The organism is Mycobacterium sp. IS-2888 (genome assembly GCF_001954215.1).
In the GTDB taxonomy this organism is placed as follows: Bacteria; Actinomycetota; Actinomycetes; order Mycobacteriales; family Mycobacteriaceae; genus Mycobacterium.
Genome location: NZ_MBET01000066.1, coordinates 217,376 through 240,283 on the forward strand (window position 1 = coordinate 217,376; position 22,908 = coordinate 240,283).

Sequence of the window (22,908 nt, forward strand, 5' to 3'; positions counted from 1 at the left end):
TAGACGCAGCGCCCAATCGGGCCGCAGAATGCACGCTGTGACCCGTCCGACCTTGCGTGAGACCATCGCCCGGCTGGCACCCGGCACTGGGCTCCGGGACGGCCTCGAGCGCATCCTGCGCGGCCGTACCGGTGCGCTGATCGTGCTCGGCAACGACGAGAACGTTGAGGCTATCTGCGACGGCGGCTTTGCCCTCGACGTCCGCTACGCCCCCACCCGGCTGCGCGAGCTGGCAAAGATGGACGGCGCCGTCGTGCTGTCCACCGACGGCAGCCGCATCGTGCGCGCCAACGTGCAGCTGGTGCCGGATCCGTCGATCCCCACCGACGAATCGGGAACCCGGCACCGCTCGGCCGAACGGGCCGCCATCCAGACCGGGCACCCGGTGATCTCGGTCAGCCACTCGATGAACATCGTCACCGTCTACGTCGCCGGGGAACGGCACGTGGTCGCGGACTCCGCGACCATCCTCTCGCGGGCCAATCAAGCCATCGCGACCCTGGAACGCTACAAGGCCCGGCTCGACGAGGTCAGCAGGCAGCTGTCGCGGGCCGAGATCGAGGACTTCGTCACGCTGCGCGACGCGATGACGGTGGTGCAGCGGCTGGAGCTGGTCCGGCGGATCGGCCTGGCGATCGATTACGACTGCGTCGAGCTCGGCACCGACGGACGTCAGCTGCGGCTGCAGCTCGAGGAGCTGCTGGGCGGCAACGACACCGCCCGCGAGCTGATCGTGCGCGACTATCACGCCAGCCCCGAACCGCTATCCGAAGCGCAAATCACCGCCACCCTCAGCGAGTTGGACGCCCTGTCGGACACCGAGCTACTCGACTTCACTTCGCTGGCAAAGGTTTTCGGGTATCCGACGACCGCCGAGGCGCAGGACTCGGCGCTGAGCCCGCGTGGCTATCGCGCGATGGCCGGTATCCCGCGGCTGCAGTTCGCCCACGTGGATTTGTTGGTCAGGGCGTTCGGGACGCTGCAGGGCCTGCTGGCGGCCAGCGCCAACGACCTGCAATCGGTCGACGGCATCGGCACGATGTGGGCCCGCCACGTGCGGGAGGGGTTGTCGCACCTGGCGGAGTCGACGATCGCCGACCCGCTGAGCTGAGCTCGGTTACCCCGTAGGAGGGCCCGGGGGAACCCCGGGCGGCGCCTCGGGCTGCGGCACCGCCGGCTGACCCGGCACCGGACCCGGCGGCGCCGGCGGCTGGTTCAGGATGAACGGGACCGGCAGCGAGCGCAGATTGCCCAGCTGCACCACGAGGTTGTAGGTACCCGGCCCGATACCCGGCCGCGGCAGCGGGCAGTGCGGCGCCGACCCCATCCCGGTCCAAGTGACCGCGGTCGTCACCTGTTCACCCGGGGTGAAGGTCTTCACCAGGGTTTCGTTGGACGGCGCGCAGTCCAGGTTGGACCACAGGCGCTTGTTGTCCAGCGAGTACACATATGCCGCCAGCACCGCGGCCCCGACGTCCCGCTTGCAGGACACCAGCCCGATGTTGGTGACGACCATGGTGAATTTCGGCTGGTCACCGATGAAATATTGGGGAGCGTTGGTCAGCCCCTTGACGGCCAGCGTCGAATCGGGGCAGTCATCGCCCTCCTTCAGCACCGGCGGCGGCTGCACGGCGGCGGTGGGTGTCGGCGACTCCGGGTTCTGACCCTGCGGCGCCGGCGCGGGGGCCGGACCTTCCGGCGCAACCGGCGGGGGCGCCTGGGGTGCGGGCGATCCCGGCTTGCTCTGCGCGGAGTTGGGTTTGTCGGCGTTGGCGGGCTTTGCACCCGCGTTGTTGCTCATGAAGGCGATGACGGTGGCGACGACGATCCCGATCACTACTACCGCGATGCCCAGGGCCAGGCCCCGGCGCCGCCAATAGATCTCGGTCGGTAGCGGGCCACGCGGTTCCAGATCCAGCACATTCACACCGTAGGGCCAGGTCACGTGGTTTTGCCCGACCCGCCCCGGCGTGTCGCGATGTTAGCTGGCCAGCAGGCGTGTAAGAGGCCGGTTATTCGCCGATATCGCCCACGTGGTCGACCAGCACCACGTGCCCTTCGGCGAGTTGATAGGTAACGCCCGCTACCGCCAGCGTGCCGCCCGCGACCCGCTCCGCGATCGCCGTCGAACGCGCCACCAGCTGCGCCAGCGTCTCGCGCACGTGGCGTTCCTCGAGCTCGTCGACCCGGCTCAACCCGTCGCGGCGGCCCATCAGGATCGACGGCGCGACCCGCTCCACCACGTCCCGGACGAAACCGGCCGGTATCGCGCCGTCATCGATCGCCTGTATCGCCGCCTTGACGGCACCGCAACTGGTGTGGCCGAGGATGACGATGAGCGGCACGTCGAGGGCCGTCACCGCGTACTCGATGGAGCCCAGGACCGCCGAATCGATCGCCTGACCGGCGGTGCGCACCACGAACACGTCGCCCAGGCCCTGATCGAAGAGCAACTCGGCGGCCACCCGGCTGTCCGCGCAGCCAAATATCACCGCGGTGGGCTTTTGACCCGCGGCCAGGCTGGCCCGGTGATCGACGCTCTGGCTGGGATGCTGCGGCTTGCCGGCCACGAATCGCTCGTTACCCTCTTTGAGTGCTTTCCACGCGGTTACCGGACTGGTGTTGGGCATGGCACACATCATGCCGCACGGGCGAATGAACGTCCCTCCGAACGAGCTCATCGACTGGTATGACCGATCGCGCCGCGACCTGCCGTGGCGCGAGCCCGGAGTCAGCGCCTGGCAGATCCTGGTCAGCGAGTTCATGCTGCAGCAGACGCCGGTGGCCCGGGTGCTGGCGATCTGGCCGGATTGGGTGCAGCGCTGGCCCACCCCGTCGGCCACGGCCGCCGCCAGCGCGGCCGACGTCCTGCGCGCCTGGGGAAAGCTGGGCTATCCGAGGCGGGCCAAACGGCTGCACGAATGCGCCACGGTCATTGCCCGCGACCACGGCGACGTGGTTCCCGACGACGTCGAAACCCTGCTGACGCTGCCCGGCATCGGCAGCTATACCGCGCGCGCCGTAGCCTGCTTCGCCTATGGCCACGCGGTACCTGTGGTGGACACGAATGTGCGACGGGTGGTGGCCCGCGCCGTACACGGCCTGGCCGACGCCGCCGCACCCGCCGCGGCGCGCGATCACACCGACGTCGCGGCGCTCCTGCCGCGCGACGACACGGCGCCGAAGTTTTCGGTGGCGCTGATGGAACTGGGCGCGACGGTGTGTACCGCGCGCACGCCGCGATGCGGGCTGTGTCCCCTCGACCGGTGCGCGTGGCGGCATGCGGGATACCCGCCGGCGCAGGGTCCGGCGCGACGCGTCCAGACCTACGCCGGAACGGACCGTCAGGTCCGCGGGCGGTTGCTGGATGTGTTGCGGGCCAACGATTCTCCGGTGACGCGCGCCCAGCTGGACGTGGCGTGGCTAACCGATTGCGCTCAGCGCGACCGGGCGCTGGATTCGCTACTCGCCGACGGGTTGGTGACGCGGACCCTCGACGGCCGCTTCGCGCTGGCCGGCGAAGGGTAGCAGGCTCAGCAGCCGGCGAGGAATGACTCGACCGCCTCGCGGTACACCTGCGGCGCTTCGTCGTGGATCAGGTGACCCGCCTGTTTGACCGCCAAATACGTTGTCGGGGAATCGGTTTGAGTCATCGCGCGCATCTGGCCGTGCGGCGTGACCGAGTTGCCGGCCTCGATGAGCAGCGCCGGCGCCCGCACCGCCCGCCATTGCGACCAGTAGTCGCGGGTGCCCCACTCGGCTGCGATCTCTATCCATCGCGACGTGTGGCCGTGCAACCGCCAGCCGGTGGGGGTGCGATCGAAGGCGTCCAGGAAATACTGCCCCGCGATGGGGCCGAATTCATCGAATACTTGCTGCGCGGAATCGAATTCGACCGGAAGGGCATGAAGCCAGGGCTCCCAGGGGCCGGTGGTGCGCCCGCGGAAGTCGGGGGCCATGTCCTCGACCACCAACGCCGACACCAAATCGGGACGCTGCGCGGCCAGACACCACGAGTGCAGGGCACCCATCGAGTGCCCGACCATCCGGGCCGGTGCCCCCAATCCGCTCACCGCGTCGCCGAGATCGGCCACAAACCGCTCGGTGCTGATCGGAAACGGATCGTCGACGTCGCGGCCGCGGTGCCACGGTGCGTCGTAGGTGTACACGGTGCCCAAACGGATCAGCCACGGCAGCTGCCGCGACCAGGTGGTGCCCCGGCCCATCAGGCCGTGCACCAGTACCAACGGTGCGCCTTGGCCGCCGTGGCAGGTCAGCAGATCGCCGGGCATATGACCATCTTGCGTGTCCCGCCCTCGAGTTCGACGGGCGAGGGGCCGCGGTAGCCTAACGGAATGCCAGTGGTGAAGATCAACGCAATCGAAGTACCCGCGGACGCTGGCCCCGAGCTGGAGAAGCGGTTCGCCCATCGCGCTCACGCGGTGGAAAACCAACCCGGTTTCCTCGGCTTTCAGCTGCTGCGTCCGGTCAAGGGTGAGGACCGCTACTTCGTGGTGACACACTGGGAGTCCGATGAAGCATTCCAGGCGTGGGCGAAAGGGCCTGCCATCGAAGCCCATGCCGGCCACCGGGCCAACCCCGTGGCGACGGGCGCGACGCTGCTGGAATTCGAGGTTGTGCTGGACGTTGCCGCCAACGACAAGACCGGCTAGCAAGCGGCCATCCGCGCGACGCCGGGCGGCGGCGATAAGCGCCGCCGCAGCACTGGTGGTCACCCTGGCGCCCGGCTGCGCACCCTCACCCTCGCCACAGGCGAACGCGGCGAACCCGGGACGGCAGATCGACACCCGGACTCCGCCCGGCATTCGCGCGCAGCAGACGTTGGACATGCTGAACTCCGACTGGCCCATCGGCCCGGTCGGTGTGCGCACACTCGCCGCGCCCGACAAGGTCGAGTCGGTGGAAACCACGATGGAGGGCTTGTGGTGGGATCGCCCCTTCACCCTCGGGGGCGTCGATATCGGCGCGAGCGTCGCCACGCTGCATCTCATCTCCTCCTACGGTGCGCGACAAGACATCCGGATCCACACCGACGACGACGGGCGTGTCGATCGGTTCGACCTCGAGACGCAACCCCCGACGGTCTCCTCATGGCACGACGTCGATGCGGTGTTGAGCAAGACCGGCGCCCGCTACTCCTACCAGGTTTCCAAGGTCGACAACGGTCGCTGCGACCCGGTGCAGGGCACCAACGCCCGCGAATCCCTGCCGCTGGCATCGATTTTCAAGCTGTACGTGCTGCACGCGCTGGCGGGTGCGGTGCAAAACGGCACGGTGTCCTGGGATGACCAGCTGACGGTCACGGAGAAGAGCAGGGCCGTCGGTTCCTCGGGCCTGGAATTGCCTCCGGGAGCTCATGTTTCGGTTCGCACGGCCGCCGAGAAGATGATCGCCACCAGTGACAACATGGCGACCGACTTGCTGATCGGGCGGATGGGCACGCACGCGATCGAGGAAGCGCTCGCGACGGCCGGCCACCACGATCCGGCCAGCATGACGCCCTTCCCCACGATGTACGAGCTGTTCTCCGTCGGCTGGGGCCAACCTGATCTGCGCAACCAGTGGAAACAGGGCTCGCCGGACGACCGGGCTCGGCTGCTGACGCAGGCGAATTCCGCTCCCTATCAACCCGATCCCACCCGAGCCCACACTCCAGCCTCGAGCTACGGCGCTGAGTGGTACGGCAACGCGGAGGACATCTGCCGAGTCCATGCGGCGCTGCAGGCCGACGCCGTGGGCGCGGCCGCGCCGGTAAGACAGATCCTTTCCGCCGTATCGGGCATCCAGCTCGACCGCAACGTCTGGCCGTACATCGGCGCGAAGGCCGGCGGCCTACCGGGCGACCTGACGTTCAGCTGGTACGCCGTCGACAAGACGGGGCAGCCATGGGTGGTCAGCTTCCAGTTGAACTGGCCCCGCGATCATGGCCCGACGGCGACCGGCTGGTTCTTGCAGGTCGCCAAGCAGGTGTTCACGCTGATCGCGCCGCAGTAACCCTCACAACCGCAGCGTCCAGCGGCCGTCCCGGAAGTGCAGGACGGTTTGGCTCAGGGGCGCAATGTCGATGCGCCAGAACGATTTCGGTGGGGAATCGAGTGCCAGCAGGATCGCCGCCCGGATCACTGCCGGATGCGTCACCGCGACGGTACGCGGCATGTCGCCCGTCAGGGAGCCCAACCAACCACGCACCCGCGTGATCAGGTCGGCTATCGACTCCCCGCCATGCGGGGCACCGGCCGGGTCGCCCAGCCACACCTCGACGTCCGCGGACCCGATGTTCGCAAGCGCCTCACCGCGCCACCGCCCCCAGTCGAGATCGCCCAGCCGCGGCTCCGTCGTGGCTCGCAAGCCCAGCAGCTGCGCGGTTTGTCGGGCACGCCGCTCGGGCGCGGTGAGCTGGCGACTATCGCCGGCGATCGCAAGTGCGGCAACGCTTTCCAGAAGTCGGCGCCCGGTGTCGTTGAGCGGCTCGTCGGCGGGAAAACGCCCGGCCGCCATCGCGTCGGTCATCGCGTGCGAGACCAGGGTCAGCCGGACGACCTCGGTCACGCCGCGGTGCTTGACGGGCTCCGGACTCGCTCCGCTAGCAGCCGCCCCGCGAGGATCGCAAACACCACGCCGATGGTCGCCCACAGCACCGCCTGCGTGCCCAGCGAAACCAACCGGAACTCGTAGAGATCATCGGCGGGAAAGCCGGGGTAAAGGATCGCACCCGAGGCGTCCCGCAACGGCCCGGGCGTCTCGTCCACGGCAGGAAGCAACACCAGCACTGCCGTGATCGCCACCAGATAGGCGCCGGCGGCGAGCAGCCAACCGTTCGGCGTGCCCAGCCGGGCGGCGAGCCGGCGGGCCAACCACACCCCCGCGATCGCCAGCGCCACCGACACCAGCACCGCCACCAGATACCAGCCGGTGCGCGCCCCGATCGTGTCCGCCTGCCCGACGGAGGGTGGATTCGGCGGGTACTTCAGGAACGGCACCAGGTAGACCGCGCCGAAGGCGGCCGCCGCCAGCAGTAACGAAAGCGACTGTGGCCCAATGCCTCTGGCGCGCGCCGCGACAACGCAGAACAGCGCGGCGAACAACGCGCCCATCGCAACGCCGAAAATCAGCACGCCGAAACCCAGTCCTGCGTTTGCCTGCACCGCGCGGGTGAACAACTCGGCGCCGTGCTCGTGCACGCCGTGCGCGTGCTCGGCGTCGGCTCGGCCGTCCTCAAAGGCGATCGCACGGCCGATGACGGGCTCGGCGCATATGCGGCCAAAGAGGAATGCGAGCACCGCGGCAAGCGCGCCGGCCAACAGACCGCGCGCGATCAGACGCTTCTCCACGGGCGGCCGTCAGTGGCAGGGGAAGCCGAGCAGATGCCGCGCGTCGTGCACGAACTCGTGCACGTGGGAGTCGCTGCCGAACAGCGACACGGCGCCCTGATCGACGCCGACGAAGTAGAGCGCCAAGAGCGCCAGGAAGACGGTCGCCGCCAGCCACAGCGCGGCGCTTGCCGCCGATAAATCGATCGACCGGATGTCGGTGGAATCGGACACAGTTGACTCCTTCTGGGGATATCGCGTCCCGCTTAGGTCCGACGAGCTTCGGGTCTGACTTTGACAGTGGCGCGACCGCTTCGGACTTTCACCGGATTCCGTCACTCGTTTGGCAAGCGACAGTGTAAACCGATGTCATTGTTGCGGGGGCGCGGCCCCGTAGCCGAGCTGATTCGCCGTGTACTTCGCCGCGTCGGTGATCGGCACCGCCTGGACCGCGGTGCCGTAGGCGCAGATCTCGGTCCACACGTCGCCGATCTCGGTGGTGTCGAAGCGCATCGCGACGATCGCGTTGCCGCCGCGGTTGCGCGCCTCGGCGATCAGCCGGCCCATCGCCTCGTTGCGGCTCTCGGCGAGGTTCTTGGTCATTCCGGCCAGCTCGCCGCCGAACATGGCCTTGAACCCCGCACCCATTTGGGAGAACGCGTTTCGGGAGCGAACCGTCAGGCCGAAGACCTCGCCGCAGACGCGTTGGATTTCCCAGCCCGGAAGGTCGTTGGTGGTCACGATCAGCACGGGCGGGCCCCTTACACGCGAAACGGGTGGCTAGTCCGGTTGAGACTAACCACCCGTTTGCGCTGTGGCTACGGCGTGTCGGGCGCCGCGTGCGCTCCGGCTTTCTGCAGCTCCGGCTCGGGCGGAGGCTTGCGGGTTCCGGTGAACGTGAACTTCGCGTCCTCGCCGGCGCTTTCGCCGTCCCAGTTGTCCACGTCGACGGTGACAATCTGTCCGGGCCCGACCTCCTCGAAGAGGATCTTCTCGGACAGCTGGTCCTCGATCTCGCGCTGGATGGTGCGCCGCAACGGGCGAGCACCCAGCACCGGGTCGAAGCCGCGCTTGGCCAGCAACGCCTTGGCCTTGTCGGTCAGCTCCATCGCCATGTCCTTGCTCTTGAGCTGGGCGGCGACCCGGCCGATCATCAAGTCGACCATCCGGATGATCTCCTCGCGGGTCAGCTGGTGGAAGACGATGATGTCGTCGATGCGGTTGAGGAACTCCGGCCGGAAGTGCTTCTTGAGCTCGTCGTTGACCTTCTGCTTCATCCGCTCGTAGTCGTTCTCGCCACCGCCCTGGGTGAAGCCCAGGCCGACCGGCTTGGAGATGTCGGAGGTGCCGAGGTTGGACGTGAAGATCAGCACGGTGTTCTTGAAGTCGACCGTGCGGCCCTGGCCGTCGGTGAGCCGGCCGTCCTCGAGCACCTGCAGCAGGCTGTTGTAGATCTCCTGGTGCGCCTTCTCGATCTCGTCGAACAGCACCACGGAGAACGGCTTGCGCCGCACCTTCTCGGTGAGCTGGCCGCCCTCTTCGTAGCCGACGTATCCCGGCGGCGCGCCGAAGAGCCGCGACGCGGTGAAGCGGTCGTGGAACTCGCCCATGTCGATCTGGATGAGCGCATCGTCGTCGCCGAACAGGAAGTTGGCCAGCGCCTTGGACAGCTCGGTCTTACCGACACCGGACGGGCCGGCGAAGATGAACGAACCCGACGGGCGCTTCGGGTCTTTCAGACCGGCGCGGGTGCGGCGGATCGCCTTCGAGACGGCCTTGACCGCGTCCTCCTGGCCGATGATCCGCTTGTGGATCTCGTCCTCCATGCGCAGCAGCCGGGTGGTCTCGGCCTCGGTGAGCTTGAACACCGGGATGCCGGTCCAGTTGCCCAGCACCTCGGCGATCTGCTCGTCGTCGACCTCGGCAACCACGTCGAGATCGCCTGAGCGCCACTGCTTTTCGCGTTCGGCCCGCTGGGCGACCAAGGTCTTCTCGCGGTCGCGCAGGCTGGCCGCCTTCTCGAAGTCCTGGGCGTCGATCGCCGATTCCTTCTCGCGGCGGGCCTCGGCGATCTTCTCGTCGAACTCGCGCAGGTCCGGCGGCGCGGTCATCCGGCGGATCCGCATCCTCGCACCCGCCTCGTCGATCAGGTCGATCGCCTTGTCCGGCAGGAACCGGTCGTTGATGTAGCGGTCGGCCAGGGTGGCTGCGGCCACCATCGCCGAATCGGTGATCGACACCCGGTGGTGTGCCTCGTAGCGGTCGCGCAGACCCTTGAGGATCTCGATGGTGTGCTCGACCGTCGGCTCGCCCACCTGCACCGGCTGGAACCGCCGCTCGAGCGCGGCGTCCTTCTCGATGTACTTGCGGTACTCGTCGAGCGTGGTGGCGCCGATCGTCTGCAGCTCGCCGCGGGCCAGCTTGGGCTTGAGGATCGACGCGGCGTCGATCGCGCCCTCGGCGGCACCGGCGCCCACCAGGGTGTGCAGCTCGTCGATGAACAGGATGATGTCGCCGCGGGTGTTGATCTCCTTGAGGACCTTCTTCAGGCGTTCCTCGAAGTCACCGCGGTAGCGCGAACCGGCGACCAGCGATCCCAGGTCCAACGTGTAGAGCTGCTTGTCCTTGAGCGTCTCGGGAACCTCGCCGTGCACGATGGCCTGCGCCAGGCCCTCGACGACGGCGGTCTTGCCGACGCCGGGCTCGCCGATCAGCACCGGGTTGTTCTTCGTGCGCCGGGACAGCACCTGCATCACCCGCTCGATTTCCTTCTCGCGGCCGATGACGGGGTCGAGCTTGCCCTCCATCGCGGCGGCCGTCAGGTTGCGGCCGAACTGGTCGAGGACCAGCGAGGTGGACGGGCTGCCGGATTCGCCTCCGCGGCCACCGGTTCCGGCTTCGGCCGCCTCCTTGCCCTGGTAGCCGGAGAGCAGCTGGATCACCTGCTGACGCACCCGGGTGAGCTCGGCGCCGAGCTTGACCAGCACCTGGGCGGCTACGCCCTCGCCCTCACGAATCAGGCCCAGCAGGATGTGCTCGGTGCCGATGTAGTTGTGGCCGAGCTGCAGCGCCTCGCGCAGGCTCAGCTCGAGAACCTTCTTGGCGCGCGGGGTGAACGGGATGTGTCCCGACGGCGCCTGCTGGCCCTGGCCGATGATCTCCTCGACCTGGCTGCGGACGCCCTCGAGCGAGATGCCCAGCGATTCCAGCGACTTCGCCGCGACGCCTTCGCCTTCGTGAATCAAACCCAGCAGGATGTGCTCGGTGCCGATGTAGTTGTGGTTGAGCATCCGGGCCTCTTCTTGCGCCAGGACGACGACCCTGCGGGCACGGTCGGTAAATCTTTCGAACATCGGGTTACCTGCTCTCCCTCAACGTCGGTACTGAAGTCATTGTCGGCGCCGGGGCCGACACTCGCGTACCTGCCATCCACTGTAATGGTCGGCCTGCCAGGGTTCCTAACCTTGTGGTTCCCCGCGGTTCGGGGCTCGGCCGGCCCATCCGGACGATCTCCCCGCCGCCGACACAGCGGTAACTGAGGAAACGCGGCCAACCGCCAAATCGTTTCCGCAAACCCCGCGCGATCGTTTCGCCACCAGCGAAAGAACCGGCGCCCGGCGGTTGCGGCCGGGCGCCGGTAGAGACTGCGTTTCTAGGTGGCCGCGTGGAAGGCGTCGATGACGTCGGCGGGGATGCGGCCCCGCGTGGACACGTTGTGCCCGTTGCGACGGGCCCACTCGCGGATCGCCGCGCTCTGCTCACGGTCGATCGCGCCACGGCCGCGGCCGGAACCGGAACGGCCGCGACGGCGCCCGCCCACCCGGCGGCCGGCCGCTACCCACTGCTTCAGATCACTGCGAAGTTTTGCCGCATTCTTGGAAGAAAGGTCAATCTCATACGTCACCCCGTCGAGCCCGAATTCGACTGTTTCGTCGGCCGCGCCCGCACCGTCGAAATCATCGACCAAGGTGACGGTCACTTTCTTCGCCATCAGATTACCCTCGCATTTCTTCTTGAGCAGTTGCTGAGCAGATTGGATAGACTCCCCGCATCAATCTGCCATAGGAACGCAGCATACTCAATCTGGAAGCATGACGCACAGTTGAACTTCAGTGCGGACGAACAATCGGGAACAAAACTGTCTCTCTAATTGACAGTCCGGTCAAACACATCAACAACCGATCGATACCCATTCCGGTTCCGGTGCAGGGCGGCATCCCGTACTCCAGTGCGGCCAGAAAGTCTTCGTCGAGCGCCATGGCCTCGTCGTCGCCCGCGGCCGCGGCGCGCGCTTGCTCCGCGAACCTCTCGCGCTGGACGATCGGGTCGGTCAATTCGGAATAGCCGGTGGCAAGTTCGACCCCTCGCACGTAGAGGTCCCACTTCTCGGTGACGCCCGGGATGCTACGGTGCTGACGCGTCAAAGGTGTTGTCTCGACTGGGAAATCCTTGACGAAGGTGGGGGCGGTGAGGGCGTTGCCCACCGTGTGCTCCCATAGTTCCTCGACGAGCTTGCCGTGGCCGTAGCCGCGGTTGTCGGGGATCTCGACGCCGAGCCGATCGGCGATGGCGCGCAGTCGATCGACGGTCGTCTCGGGTGTGATCTCTTCACCGAGTGCCGCCGACAGCGACGGATACATTTGTATGGACGCCCATTCTCCGTCTATGTCGTAGGCACTGCCGTCCGGCAACGGTAGTTGTCTGGTGCCGATCGCCTCGTCAGCTACCTCTTGAATAAGCTCGCGGGTGACCACTGCCGAATCGTCATACGTTCCATAGGTCTGATAGGTCTCCAACATGGAGAATTCCGGAGAATGCGTGGAATCGGCACCTTCGTTTCGGAACACGCGATTTAGCTCGAAAACGCGGTCGAATCCACCGACGATGCAGCGCTTGAGGAACAGTTCCGGCGCGATCCTCAGGTACAGATCGATGTCAAGAGCATTGGAATGTGTGATGAACGGCCGCGCCGCCGCGCCGCCTGCCAGTGTCTGCAACATAGGCGTTTCGACTTCGAGAAACCCGCGTCGTTCCAATGCGCCCCGTATCGCGCGGACGACGGCGATCCGCTGGCGGGCGACCGAGCGAGCCTGCGGGCGGACGATCAGGTCGACGTAGCGCTGGCGCACCCGCGCCTCTTCGCTCATCTCCTTGTGCGCGACGGGCAGCGGCCGCAGCGACTTGGCCGCCATCCGCCAGGAATCGGCCAGCACGGACAATTCGCCGCGCCGTGAGCTGATCACGTTCCCGTGCACGTAGACAACGTCGCCGAGGTCGACGTCGGCCTTCCATGCGTCCAGCGCTTCGCGGCCGACTTTGTCCAGGCTGATCATCACCTGCAGGCTGGCGCCGTCGCCGTCCTGGAGTGTCGCAAAACACAATTTTCCGGAGTTGCGCGCGAAGATGACCCGGCCCGCGACGCCGACGATGTCGTCGGTCGCGGTGTCGATGGGCAGATCGGGATGGTCGGCGCGCACCTGCGCCAGGGTGTGGGTGCGTTCGATCGCGACCGGGTAGGGCTCCCGACCCTCCGCCAGTAGGCGAGCGCGCTTGTCCCGGCGGATCCGGAATTGCTCAGGAAGGTCTGCTGCGTCGGCAGAGTTCACGACGTGCCAGCTTAAATGACCTGCTCTAGCCGCCCACCGCGGGAGTCGAGTGTGCGCTGACGGCGTCTTGTGTGCGTCTAGGGCGCCATGAGGTCACACTCAGCGCGAGAGAAAGTCAGCGTGCCGTCTTCAACCGGCCGCGCTGGGCGTCGCGGTTGCGCTCGAAGACCAGTCGCAGGCCCTGCAGAGTCAGGTGCGCGTCGTAGTGGTTGACCGTATGCAGCTGGGGCAGCAGCAGCGGCGCGGTGTGCCCGGTCGCCACGACCACAACGTCGTCGCCGAGGTCCTCGGAAAAGCCGTCGACGTCCGCCCGGATCCGCGTGACCAGGCCGTCGACCAACCCGGCGAAGCCGAACACCGCACCCGCCTGCATGCATTCCACGGTGTTCTTGCCGACCACCGACCGGGGCTCGGTCAGCTCGACCCGGCGGAGCGCGGCCGAGCGGGCCGCGGCAGCATCCGACGAGACCTGAACCCCGGGGGCGATGGCCCCGCCGAGGAACTCGCCCTTGGCCGACACCACGTCGACACAGATCGACGATCCGAAGTCGACGACGATCGCGGCCCGGCCGAACTTGTGAAAGGCCGCCAGGCAGTTGACGATTCGGTCTGCACCGACTTCTTTGGGGTTGTCGACCAGCAGCGGGATCCCGGTGCGCACCCCCGGTTCGATCAGCACGTGCGGCACCGACGGCCAGTACTGGTCGAGCATGATCCGCACCTCGTGCAGCACCGAGGGGACGGTGGACAGGGCGACGGCGCCGGTGAGCCGCTCCGAATCCTCGCCGATCAGGCCGTCGATGGTCAGCGCCAATTCGTCCGCGGTGACCTCGGATTCGGTGCGAATACGCCATTGCTGCACGACTTTTGCGTGCTCCTTGGAGCCCGACAGCAGTCCGACAACGGTGTGGGTATTGCGGACGTCGATCGCCAGCAGCACGGCTACCGTGCGCCCATCCGCGGATCGAGTAGCTCGGCCGCGTCATCGGGCACGAAGGCCGGATCGTGGCCGAGGTCGATCGGCTTGTTGTCTGCGTCGACGAAGACGATCCGCGGCCGGTAGGCGCGCGCCTCGGCGTCCGTCATGGTGCCGTAGGCGATCAGAATCACCAGATCGCCGGGGTGAACCAGATGGGCTGCGGCGCCGTTGATTCCGATCACCCCGGAACCCCGCTCGCCGGTGATGGCGTAGGTGACCAGCCGCGCGCCGTTGTCGATGTCGACGATCGTCACCTGTTCGCCCTCGAGCAGGTCCGCGGCATCCATCAAGTCGGCGTCGATGGTCACCGAACCGACGTAGTGCAGGTCGGCCTGCGTGACCGTGGCGCGGTGAATCTTCGATTTCAGCATCGTCCGAAACATCAGTTCCTCCAATGTGATTGGGCGAGTTCGTCCGGCCCGTCGGTGCCGGCGAGATTTCCAACTTCGATCGCAATGTTGTCCAGCAGTCTGGTGCCGCCCAGCCGGGCCGCGATCAGCAGGCGTCCGGGCCGGCCGACCTGCGGCGGGCCCAGCTCGGCGTCGCGCAGCTCCAAGTAGTCGACCTCGATCGCGGGCACGGCGTCGAGCACCGAGCGCGCGGCATCCAGCGCGGCCCGGGCGCCTACCGGCGCGGCGTGCGCGGCGGCCACCAGCGCCGCCGACAGCGTGCCGGCCAGTTCGCGTTGTGCCGGATCGAGGTAGCGGTTGCGCGACGACATCGCCAACCCGTCGCCTTCCCGCACCGTCGGTACCCCGACCACCGTGACGTCGAAGTTCAAGTCGGCCACCATCTGCCGGATCAGGACCAGCTGCTGGTAATCCTTCTCGCCGAAGAACACGCGGTCGGGACGCACGATCTGCAGCAGCTTGCACACGACGGTCAGGACGCCGGTGAAATGCGTTGGCCGCGAGCAGCCCTCGAGTTCGGCGGCCAGTGGACCCGGCTGCACGCTGGTGCGCAGGCCGTCGGGATACATCGCCGCGGCGGTCGGCGCGAACACGATCTCGACCCCTTCGCCGCGCAACAACGCCAGATCCTCGTCGAGGGTCCGGGGATAGGCGTCGAGATCTTCGCCGGCACCGAACTGCAGCGGATTGACGAAGATCGACACGACAACCACCGAGCCGGGCACCCGCCTGGCGGCGCGCACCAGCGCCAGGTGCCCGTCGTGCAGAGCACCCATCGTGGGCACCAGCATCACCCGGCGGCCGGTGTGACGCAGCGCGCGACTGACCTCGGTGACGTCTCGCGGCGTCGAATAGAGGTTGAGCTCGCCCGCCGTGAACGCGGTCGGCGCCATCGGGCTCATCGCGCCAGCACCTCGACGACATCGGCGGGAGCGTGTGCGCGCTGGGCGGTCCGCAGGGCATTCACCCGGTAAGCGTTGGCCAGCGCGGGGTCCACCCGGTCCAGCGCCGCCAGGTGCGCAGCGACGGCGGCCGCATCGCCGCGCGCGACCGGCCCGGTGAGCGCGGCCTGGCCGCGTTGCAGGGTGTTCTCCAGCGCGGCCCGCGCCAGCGGTCCGACGATGCGTTCGGCGATGCCGCCCGGCTGGTCGTCGACGGTTTGTTGGCCGAGCAGTTCGCTGCCGCGCAGCGCGGCGCGCAGGGCGTCGAGCGCATCGGCGAGCACCGCCACGATGTGGTTGCCGGCGTGGGCCAGCGCGGCGTGGTAGAGGATGCGGTCGTCCTCGCGGACGCAGAACGGCTCGCCGCCCATCTCCAGCACCAGGGATTGGGCGATCGCGTACCCGACGTCGTCGGCCGCGGTGATCCCGAAGCAGGTGTCGGGCAGCCTGCTGATGTCCTCGTCGGATCCGGTGAAGGTCATCGCCGGGTGGATTGCCAGCGGTATGCAGTCGGACGCCAGCGGCGCGAGGATGCCGACCCCGTTGGCCCCGGACGTGTGCGCCACGATCGTGCCGGGCCGCAGCGCCGACGTCGCGGCCAGGCCGGACACCAGGCCGGCGAGTTCGCTGTCGGGAACCGCCAACAGCAGCAGCTCGGCACCGGCCGCCACATCCGGCGGCGAGAGCACGGGGGTATCGGGCAGCCGACGCTGCGCCCGCTGCCGCGATGCGTGGGAAATGGCGCTGCACGCCACGACGACGTGGTCAGCGCGCTCCAGCGCGACGCCCAGCGCGGTGCCCACCCGGCCGGCCGAGATGATGCCCACCTTGAGCCTGGCCGGGCGCAAACCGTCGAACTGCACCATCGCAGACGACCTCACTGATTTCTTCGTTCGTTCCAGTCCCAACTGGGTACCGGACGGTCACTAAGACTGTAGTCGATCGGGTGTGCCCCACCCAATGTGACGATGCCCTCAGCTCAGCCTTCCCGGCGGCGCCGACGGCCCCCGCCGGACGGCTCGACCTGCAGCCGGGCCAGCAGGTCGGCGACGGAGTGGCCACCGGACGGCGGGGCCTCGCCCGTGCCCTGTTGCGCTTCGGCCGACGGGTCGGCGCCGCCGTGCCGAGGCGCGTGCGCGGCCGGCGGTGGCGGTGCCATTTGTGGTGGCGGCGGCGCAGCGGGTGGCGACATAGGGGGCTCCTGCAGCGGCGTAGCGGCGGCGGGAGGTGGCGGCGGCGGTGCGTACGGCGGCTCGTTCGTCGGCGCATAGTTCCCGAGGTCGCGGTACTCCGCCGAATGCCGGGACGCGCGGCGATCGGGCTCGCCGTACGGCCAGGAAGGTTCGGGTTCGACGCGCGCGCCGTCCACGGGCTCGTTGGGGTGGGAATGCCGGGCGCGCCGATCCCCCGCGTCGCCTCGCCCGGGCGAATCGCCGCCGGCCCAGTGGCTGCCCCGTGCGCCCGGCGGCAGCCATAGCCCGTCGGCGGCGACGGGCTGCCAATCCTGCGTCTGCGGCTGCGGTTCCGGTTGGGGCGGCGGTGGCGGCGCGGGCGGCGGTGGGGCAGGTTGTGGCGGCCGATGAAACTGCTCGAATCGCTGCTCGGGCTGCGGCGGCGGGGCCATGTATGGGGGTTCCTGTGAGACCAGGTAGGGCGCCTCGGGCGGGACGTCGTAGTGGCTGCGGGACGCTTCCCGCGGCGGCGGCGCCTGGCGGGGCGGCAACAGCGGCTCCTCGGGCACGTCGATGATCGCCTCTTCGTCGGCCCTCCGGTCGTGGCGGCCGAGCGGGTTGTCCTGGTAGGCCGACGTCATGCGATCGCTGGACACCCAATCGGCGCTCTCACCGTTTCGCTCCCAGTCGCTGTAGGTGCGTCCGCGCGGCGCCTCGGTCTCGAGCGTCTCCAGCGCCGGGCGGTCCTGCAGGTCGGTGTCGAACAGGATCTCCAGGCTGGTCCGCAGCGCGGCCAGCTCTGCACGCAGCGCGGCGACGTCGTCGGCGGCCTGGGCGCGCAGCTCGGACGCCAGCTCGCGGCGCAGCTGGGACTCTACGGTCAGCTCGTATTCGCGGCGGGCCGAGATCTCCCGGTCCAGCTGCAGGTCGTAGACGAGCTTGAGGTCACGCACGCGGGATTGATCAGCATCGCTTTGCCGGCGGTAGAGCACCGACACGAACGCGCCGGCGACTGCGGCCCACAGCGCCAGGATTACAGCGAGCTTGAGGAGTTCCACCCGATTGGTGAAAACCAGTGCGGAACTGGCCCCCATTGCGAGGACCAGCAACGCGGTCAAGAGCACCCACCCCGGCCTGCGACCGCCGCGCCGGACCCGGGCGCCGCGGGACAGAACGGTCATGGCCTGAAGAGTACCTGTGCGAGGTCAATCCGCGTGTCGCACCGGTCCGGCGTGCCGCTGGCCGTCCGGCGACCCCGGCGGGGCTTAGCCTTCCGCGCCCTCGCCGTGCTCGGTCGGATCCTGCGGGGATTTACAACAATGCTGCAGCCACAGCGCGGCAACCACGAGCGCCAGAGCGCTGACCGCCGCCACCACCGTGCCGGTGGTGTCCTCGGCGGCGACCCGCAGCCATGACCGCCGCGGCAGAAAGTACACCAGCACCCCGACCCACCAACCCAGGACGAGCGCACCGACCCACGCCGAAGCCTTGGCGACCATCACGCTGCGCGCGACGGCAAGCGGATGCAGCCATCCCGGCCCGTCGCCGATTTCGCCCTCGTTGATCTTGCCCCGCACGTGGCGCGCCCACAGCGCCTCGCCGATGGCGACCGCGAGCAACGACAGCCCGGTCCAGATCGTGATGGGCGGGAACCACCGGTAGAGCTGGATGACCAGGAGATAGCCCACCACCGCAGCTCCCACCACCGCGGCCGTCAGGTCACGTTTCCTGGTCGGGCCCATCAGCGCCGCGGCTCCCGGTTGACGGAGGACGCGAGCGTCAGCCCGGACAACCGGACGCCCTCGCGGTCGGCAGGCTCCAGCTCGGCCAGCAGGCGGGCGACCGGGCGCGGCCCCCCGGCGACGGTGAGCTGAGCGGCCGGGTCGACGGCCAGCCACGGGACCATCACGAAAGCGCGCAGGTGCGCCAGCGGATGGGGCAGCGTCAGGTTGGGCTCGCGGGCGATCAGCTCGGTGTCGTCGTAACAGGCGATCAGGTCGACGTCGAGAGTGCGCGGTCCCCAGCGTTCGCCGCGAACCCGGCCCGCCGCGCGCTCGAAGTCCTGGGCCCGCCGCAGCCAGCCCTGCCCGTCGCAGTCGGGGTCGTCGGCTATCACCACCGCGTTGAGGAAGGGCGCCTGTTCCACGCCACCCCAGGGGTCCGTCTCGTACACCGGGGAGACCGCGAGCACCGCATCGCCGAGCCCGTCGACAACCGACTGCAACCGTGCCAGCCGGTCACCGAGATTGGAGCCGATGGACAGGACCACCCGTGTCATAGCGCTCCGCCCGCCGGGACCACCGAGCCGCGGCCGCCGCGCCGCGACCGCCGGACCACCACCGCGACGTCGTCGAACCGCTGCGGTATCGGCGCCTGCGGCTTGTGCACCACCACCTCGACGGCGTGCACGCGTTCGTCGTCCATCACCTTCCCGGCGATCTCACCGCCGACGGTTTCGATGAGGTTGCGCGGCGGCCCGGCGACGACGTCGGCGGCGAGCTTGGCCAGCGCGGCGTAGTCGTAGGTGTCGGCCAGCTCGTCGCTCGTCGCCGCGTCGGCCAGGTCGATCCACACCGTGATATCGACGACGAACTCCTGGCCGTTGGCGCGCTCGTGTTCCAACACTCCATGCCGGCCGCGAACCGCCAAGCCGCGCAACTCTATTCGATCAGCCATGCGTCCACGCCCCGACGACTTTGAGCGCGTCGACCGACGCCCGCACGTCGTGCACCCGCACACCCCAGGCCCCGTGCAGGGCGGCCAGTGCGGAAATCACGGCGGTCGCCGTCTCGCGCCCGTCGGGCGGTCGCGGCGACCCGTCGGGTGCGGCCAGCAGCGTGCCGAGGAACCGCTTGCGCGAGGCGCCCAGGAGCACCGGCACACCCGTGGCGACCAACTGCGGCAGGGCGTGCAACAGCGCCCAATTGTGTTGTCCCGTCTTGGCGAATCCCAGCCCGGGGTCGATCACCAGCTTTGCCGGATCCACGCCCGCGGCGACCGCGGCGTCAACGCCGGCGAGCAGTTCGGAGCGCACCTCGGCGACCACGTCGTCGTAATGCGGAGCCTCGTGCGGCCGTTCGGAGGACACCGAGCGCCAGTGCATCAGCACCCAGGTCACGCCGGCCTCGGCCACCAGCGGCGCCATCGCCGGATCGCCCCGCCCGCCGGACACGTCGTTGACGATCCGCGCGCCGCTCTGCAGCGCCGCCCGCGCGACGTCGGCGTGCATGGTGTCGATGCTCACGGTAATGCCCTGTGCCGCAAGCTCTTTGACGACGGGAACCACGCGCGAGGCTTCGACCCGAGAATCGATGCGGGCGGCGCCGGGCCTGGTCGACTCCCCGCCGACGTCGATGATTCCCGCGCCTTCGCTGACCATTGCCAGCCCGTGCGCGACGGCACTGTCCGCATCCAGGTAGCGCCCGCCATCGGAGAATGAATCGTCAGTGACGTTCAGAACCCCCATGACCTGCACAGGCGCCGGGCTCACTTACGCAGGATGAGGTCGAGCGCTTCCGCTCGAGAAGCGGCATTGGTTTTGAACAGACCGCGCACCGCCGACGTCGTGGTGACGGCGCCGGGCTTGCGGACACCGCGCATCGCCATGCACAGGTGCTCGGCCTCGACGACGACGATCACCCCGGACGGATCGAGTTGCCGGACCAAGGCATCGGCGATCTGGCTGGTGAGCCGCTCCTGCACCTGGGGCCGCTTGGCGTAGAGGTCGACCATGCGCGCGATCTTCGACAGGCCCGTCACCCGGCCGTCCTTGCCGGGGATGTAGCCGACGTGTGCGACACCGTGAAACGACACCAGGTGGTGCTCGCAGGTGGAGTACATCGGGATTTCCTTGACGATCACCAGCTCGTCGTGCTCTTCGTCGAACATCGTGTTCAGCACGCTGTCGGGGTCGGTGTAGAGCCCGGCGAACATCTCCCGGTAGGCACGGGCGACGCGTGACGGGGTCTCTTGCAAGCCGTCCCGCTCCGGGTCTTCACCGATGGCCAGCAGCAACTCGCGGATGGCGGCCTCGGCTCGTGGCTGGTCGAACTTCCGTACGCGTGATGTCGCGCGACGGGAACCCGGCCCCAGATCCGGCAAAGCCATCGAATCCTCCGTTCGTCAGCCGTGCGCCGGCGGGTTGGACCGGCTCACATCCTCATCCGGCTGGTCAGGGGATTTCTGCGCATCCGGGGTCGGCTGACCAGGCGGCGGATATGGCGGATAGGGCGGATAAGACTGGTGCCCCTGGCCCGGGTAGCTCGGTGCCGGCTGCGGCCAGTAGGGCTGCTGGGGCGGCGCGGGCGGATACCAATGGCCCTGCGGCTGCTGCGGCGGCCAGCCCGGCGCATGCCAGCCGGCCGGGGCGCCGTAGTCGGGCCGGGTGGGGCCGTGGCCCGCACCCTGGCGTTCGCCTTGACCATGAGAACCGTTGGGGCCGTGGGTATTTCGGTCCGCCTCGGCGCGGGCGGCCTCGGCCGCCTGGCTCGCCGCCGCGATGGCCGCCTTGAAGGCCGGCTCGGCGACCGGCGGGGGCCAGGGCTCGCCGCGCTCGATGGCCAGCTCGCCCGGCGTCTTGATCGGCGGCTTGTCCGACGGGATCCGGCCGCCGAAATCGTCGAACATCGTGAGCCGGGGCCGCTTTTCGACGCCGGCGAAGATCCCCTCGAGCTCGGCCCGGTGCAGGGTTTCCTTTTCCAGCAGCTCGCCGGCCAGGGTGTCGAGGATGTCGCGGTATTCGGTAAGGATCTCCCACGCTTCGGTGTGCGCCGCCTCGATCAGCTTGCGCACCTCGTCGTCGATGTCGCGGGCGACCTCGTGTGAGTAGTCGGCCTGCGTGCCCATGGTGCGGCCCAGGAAGGGGTCGCCGTGTTCGGTGCCGTACTTGACCGCACCGAGCTTGGAACTCATGCCGAATTCGGTGACCATCGCGCGGGCGACCTTGGTGGCCTGCTCGATGTCCGACACCGCGCCGGTCGTCGGCTCACGGAACACCAATTCCTCGGCGGCGCGCCCGCCCATCGCGAACACCAACTGCGCGATCATCTCCGAGCGGGTCCGCAGGCCCTTGTCTTCTTCCGGCACCGCCACCGCGTGGCCACCGGTGCGCCCGCGGGCCAGAATCGTCACCTTGTAGACCGGGTCGATGTCGGGCATAGCCCAGGCCGCCAGCGTGTGTCCGCCCTCGTGGTAGGCCGTGATCTTCTTCTCCTGCTCGCTGATGATCCGGCCCTTGCGGCGCGGCCCGCCGATGACGCGGTCCACCGCCTCTTCCAGCGCGGGGCCGGTGATGACGGTGCCGTTCTCGCGCGCGGTCAGCAGCGCCGCCTCGTTGATCACGTTGGCCAGGTCGGCACCGGTCATGCCGACGGTGCGCTTCGCGAGCCCGTCCAGGTCGGCGTCCGGGGCGATCGGCTTGCCCTTGGAATGCACCCGCAGGACGGCGCGGCGGCCGGCCAGGTCGGGGTTGGTCACCGGGATCTGCCGGTCGAAGCGGCCGGGCCGCAATAAGGCGGGGTCGAGGATGTCGGGCCGGTTGGTGGCCGCGATCAGGATGACGCCGGCGCGGTCGCCGAAACCGTCCATCTCGACCAGCAACTGGTTCAGTGTCTGCTCGCGCTCGTCGTGGCCGCCGCCGAGACCGGCACCACGCTGGCGGCCCACCGCGTCGATCTCGTCGACGAAGATGATGCACGGGCTGTTCTGCTTGGCCTGCTCGAAGAGGTCGCGCACCCGCGAAGCGCCGACACCGACGAACATCTCGACGAAGTCTGAGCCGGAGATGGTGAAGAACGGCACCCCGGCCTCACCGGCGACGGCGCGGGCCAGCAGCGTCTTGCCGGTTCCCGGCGGCCCGTACAGCAGCACGCCCTTGGGGATCTTGGCGCCCAGCGCCTGATACCTGCTGGGGTTCTGCAGGAAGTCCTTGATCTCGTAGAGCTCCTCGACCGCCTCGTCGACGCCGGCGACGTCAGCGAAGGTGGTTTTGGGCATGTCTTTCGAGAGCTGCTTGGCGCGCGATTTGCCGAAACCGAAGCCCATCCGGGCGCCGCCCTGCATGCGCGAGAACATCACGAACAGGCCCACCAGCAACAGCAGCGGCAGCACGTAGACGAGCAGCTCGCCCAGGATGCTGCCTTCGTTGACGACGGTGGCGACCTTCGCGTTCTTGGCGTTCAGCGCGTTGAACAGGTCGACGGCGTACCCGCTGGGGTACTTGGTAATGACCTTGTCCGAATTCTCGGTGTCGTTGGTGCCCTTCTTCAGGGTCAACCGCAATTGCTGCTCACGGTCATCGATTTGCGCGCTCTTGACGTTGTCGCCGTTGATCTGTGCCATCGCCACCGAGGTGTCGACGGGCTTGTACCCGCGGGTGTCGTCGCTGAAATAGAAGAACGACCAGCCGAGCAGCACCACGACGGCGATCGCCGTCACGGTGCGAATCACGTTTTTCCGGTTCATCAATCAT

24 protein-coding genes and 1 pseudogene are annotated in these 22,908 nt (G+C 68.5%); 4 read left to right on the plus strand and 21 right to left on the minus strand.

What is annotated here, in order from left to right; genetic code table 11:
• The first annotated feature begins 28 nt into the window (after positions 1–28).
• Complete coding sequence (disA, locus tag A5745_RS12585) at positions 29–1,111, plus strand: DNA integrity scanning diadenylate cyclase DisA (RefSeq protein WP_139329565.1); 1,083 nt, start codon at positions 29–31, stop codon at positions 1,109–1,111.
• A gap of 6 nt (positions 1,112–1,117) precedes the next feature.
• Here disA and A5745_RS12590 read toward each other — a convergent pair whose 3' ends face one another.
• Together A5745_RS12590 and A5745_RS12595 are read right to left on the minus strand one after the other, a co-directional pair.
• Positions 1,118–1,921, minus strand: a complete 804-nt coding sequence (locus A5745_RS12590) for a hypothetical protein (RefSeq protein ID WP_139329567.1) — start codon at positions 1,919–1,921, stop codon at positions 1,118–1,120.
• A gap of 91 nt (positions 1,922–2,012) precedes the next feature.
• On the minus strand, positions 2,013–2,630 hold the full coding sequence (locus tag A5745_RS12595) for a carbonic anhydrase (protein ID WP_076064121.1): 618 nt from the start codon (positions 2,628–2,630) through the stop codon (positions 2,013–2,015).
• On the opposite strand from A5745_RS12595, the gene A5745_RS12600 reads away from it, so the two are divergent.
• Positions 2,629–3,528: an A/G-specific adenine glycosylase gene (locus tag A5745_RS12600; protein WP_076116225.1), complete on the plus strand. Its 900-nt coding sequence runs from the start codon at positions 2,629–2,631 to the stop codon at positions 3,526–3,528. The genes A5745_RS12595 and A5745_RS12600 overlap by 2 nt on opposite strands.
• A gap of 5 nt (positions 3,529–3,533) precedes the next feature.
• On the opposite strand, the gene A5745_RS12605 is transcribed toward A5745_RS12600, so the two are convergent.
• Positions 3,534–4,292 (minus strand): alpha/beta fold hydrolase, encoded by a 759-nt coding sequence (locus A5745_RS12605; RefSeq protein ID WP_076116226.1) that lies wholly within the window; start codon positions 4,290–4,292, stop codon positions 3,534–3,536.
• Between the two features lie 63 nt (positions 4,293–4,355).
• Between A5745_RS12605 and mhuD the strand changes: the two genes are divergently transcribed.
• Together mhuD and A5745_RS12615 are read left to right on the plus strand one after the other, a co-directional pair.
• Entirely contained in the window at positions 4,356–4,673 is a 318-nt protein-coding gene (gene mhuD, locus A5745_RS12610) for a mycobilin-forming heme oxygenase MhuD (protein WP_076064116.1), read from the plus strand.
• Positions 4,648–6,015 (plus strand): serine hydrolase, encoded by a 1,368-nt coding sequence (locus A5745_RS12615; RefSeq protein WP_083662904.1) that lies wholly within the window; start codon positions 4,648–4,650, stop codon positions 6,013–6,015. The genes mhuD and A5745_RS12615 overlap by 26 nt, the downstream gene beginning before the upstream one ends.
• A gap of 3 nt (positions 6,016–6,018) precedes the next feature.
• On the opposite strand, the gene A5745_RS12620 is transcribed toward A5745_RS12615, so the two are convergent.
• The 18 genes and pseudogenes from A5745_RS12620 to ftsH form a co-directional block, all read right to left on the minus strand.
• Positions 6,019–6,570, minus strand: a complete 552-nt coding sequence (locus A5745_RS12620) for a histidine phosphatase family protein (RefSeq protein ID WP_076116228.1) — start codon at positions 6,568–6,570, stop codon at positions 6,019–6,021.
• The gene (locus tag A5745_RS12625; protein WP_076116229.1) at positions 6,567–7,352 is read right to left on the minus strand and encodes a CbtA family protein; all 786 of its coding nucleotides are present in this window, start codon (positions 7,350–7,352) and stop codon (positions 6,567–6,569) included. The genes A5745_RS12620 and A5745_RS12625 overlap by 4 nt, the downstream gene beginning before the upstream one ends.
• A 9-nt stretch (positions 7,353–7,361) precedes the next feature.
• Positions 7,362–7,565 (minus strand): CbtB-domain containing protein, encoded by a 204-nt coding sequence (locus A5745_RS12630; protein WP_076064109.1) that lies wholly within the window; start codon positions 7,563–7,565, stop codon positions 7,362–7,364.
• Positions 7,566–7,700: 135 nt separating this feature from the next.
• Positions 7,701–8,081: a YbjQ family protein gene (locus A5745_RS12635; protein ID WP_076064108.1), complete on the minus strand. Its 381-nt coding sequence runs from the start codon at positions 8,079–8,081 to the stop codon at positions 7,701–7,703.
• 68 nt (positions 8,082–8,149) lie between these two features.
• On the minus strand, positions 8,150–10,684 hold the full coding sequence (clpC1, locus tag A5745_RS12640) for an ATP-dependent protease ATP-binding subunit ClpC (RefSeq protein WP_076064106.1): 2,535 nt from the start codon (positions 10,682–10,684) through the stop codon (positions 8,150–8,152).
• Positions 10,685–10,983: 299 nt separating this feature from the next.
• The gene (lsr2, locus tag A5745_RS12645) at positions 10,984–11,322 is read right to left on the minus strand and encodes a histone-like nucleoid-structuring protein Lsr2 (protein WP_076064105.1); all 339 of its coding nucleotides are present in this window, start codon (positions 11,320–11,322) and stop codon (positions 10,984–10,986) included.
• Positions 11,323–11,440: 118 nt separating this feature from the next.
• Positions 11,441–12,937, minus strand: coding sequence for a lysine--tRNA ligase (gene lysS, locus A5745_RS12650; RefSeq protein WP_076116230.1), 1,497 nt, complete (start codon positions 12,935–12,937; stop codon positions 11,441–11,443).
• A 115-nt stretch (positions 12,938–13,052) separates the two neighbouring features.
• The gene (locus A5745_RS12655; protein WP_076064101.1) at positions 13,053–13,877 is read right to left on the minus strand and encodes a type III pantothenate kinase; all 825 of its coding nucleotides are present in this window, start codon (positions 13,875–13,877) and stop codon (positions 13,053–13,055) included.
• Positions 13,878–13,879: 2 nt separating this feature from the next.
• Positions 13,880–14,299: an aspartate 1-decarboxylase gene (panD, locus tag A5745_RS12660; protein ID WP_076064099.1), complete on the minus strand. Its 420-nt coding sequence runs from the start codon at positions 14,297–14,299 to the stop codon at positions 13,880–13,882.
• Positions 14,299–15,219 (minus strand): pantoate--beta-alanine ligase, encoded by a 921-nt coding sequence (gene panC, locus A5745_RS12665; RefSeq protein ID WP_139329582.1) that lies wholly within the window; start codon positions 15,217–15,219, stop codon positions 14,299–14,301. Before panC ends, panD begins: the two co-directional genes overlap by 1 nt.
• 5 nt (positions 15,220–15,224) lie before the next feature.
• Complete coding sequence (locus tag A5745_RS12670; RefSeq protein WP_076064095.1) at positions 15,225–16,133, minus strand: Rossmann-like and DUF2520 domain-containing protein; 909 nt, start codon at positions 16,131–16,133, stop codon at positions 15,225–15,227.
• A 113-nt stretch (positions 16,134–16,246) separates the two neighbouring features.
• Positions 16,247–17,620, minus strand: coding sequence for a DUF6779 domain-containing protein (locus A5745_RS12675; RefSeq protein ID WP_076116232.1), 1,374 nt, complete (start codon positions 17,618–17,620; stop codon positions 16,247–16,249).
• Positions 17,621–17,704: 84 nt separating this feature from the next.
• A complete protein-coding gene (locus A5745_RS12680) occupies positions 17,705–18,181 on the minus strand; it encodes a DUF3180 domain-containing protein (protein ID WP_076064092.1) in 477 nt (158 codons plus the stop codon).
• On the minus strand, positions 18,181–18,717 hold the full coding sequence (gene folK / locus A5745_RS12685; protein WP_076116233.1) for a 2-amino-4-hydroxy-6-hydroxymethyldihydropteridine diphosphokinase: 537 nt from the start codon (positions 18,715–18,717) through the stop codon (positions 18,181–18,183). Before folK ends, A5745_RS12680 begins: the two co-directional genes overlap by 1 nt.
• Positions 18,714–19,064, minus strand: a complete 351-nt coding sequence (gene folB, locus A5745_RS12690; RefSeq protein WP_371336931.1) for a dihydroneopterin aldolase — start codon at positions 19,062–19,064, stop codon at positions 18,714–18,716. The genes folK and folB overlap by 4 nt, the downstream gene beginning before the upstream one ends.
• A gap of 24 nt (positions 19,065–19,088) precedes the next feature.
• Positions 19,089–19,929 (minus strand): annotated as a pseudogene (gene folP / locus A5745_RS12695) (dihydropteroate synthase); the annotation flags it as partial.
• Positions 19,926–20,546, minus strand: a complete 621-nt coding sequence (folE, locus tag A5745_RS12700; protein ID WP_076064087.1) for a GTP cyclohydrolase I FolE — start codon at positions 20,544–20,546, stop codon at positions 19,926–19,928. The pseudogene folP and the gene folE, both read right to left, overlap by 4 nt.
• A 15-nt stretch (positions 20,547–20,561) precedes the next feature.
• Complete coding sequence (gene ftsH, locus A5745_RS12705) at positions 20,562–22,901, minus strand: ATP-dependent zinc metalloprotease FtsH (RefSeq protein WP_076116234.1); 2,340 nt, start codon at positions 22,899–22,901, stop codon at positions 20,562–20,564.
• Between the last annotated feature and the right edge of the window lie 7 nt (positions 22,902–22,908).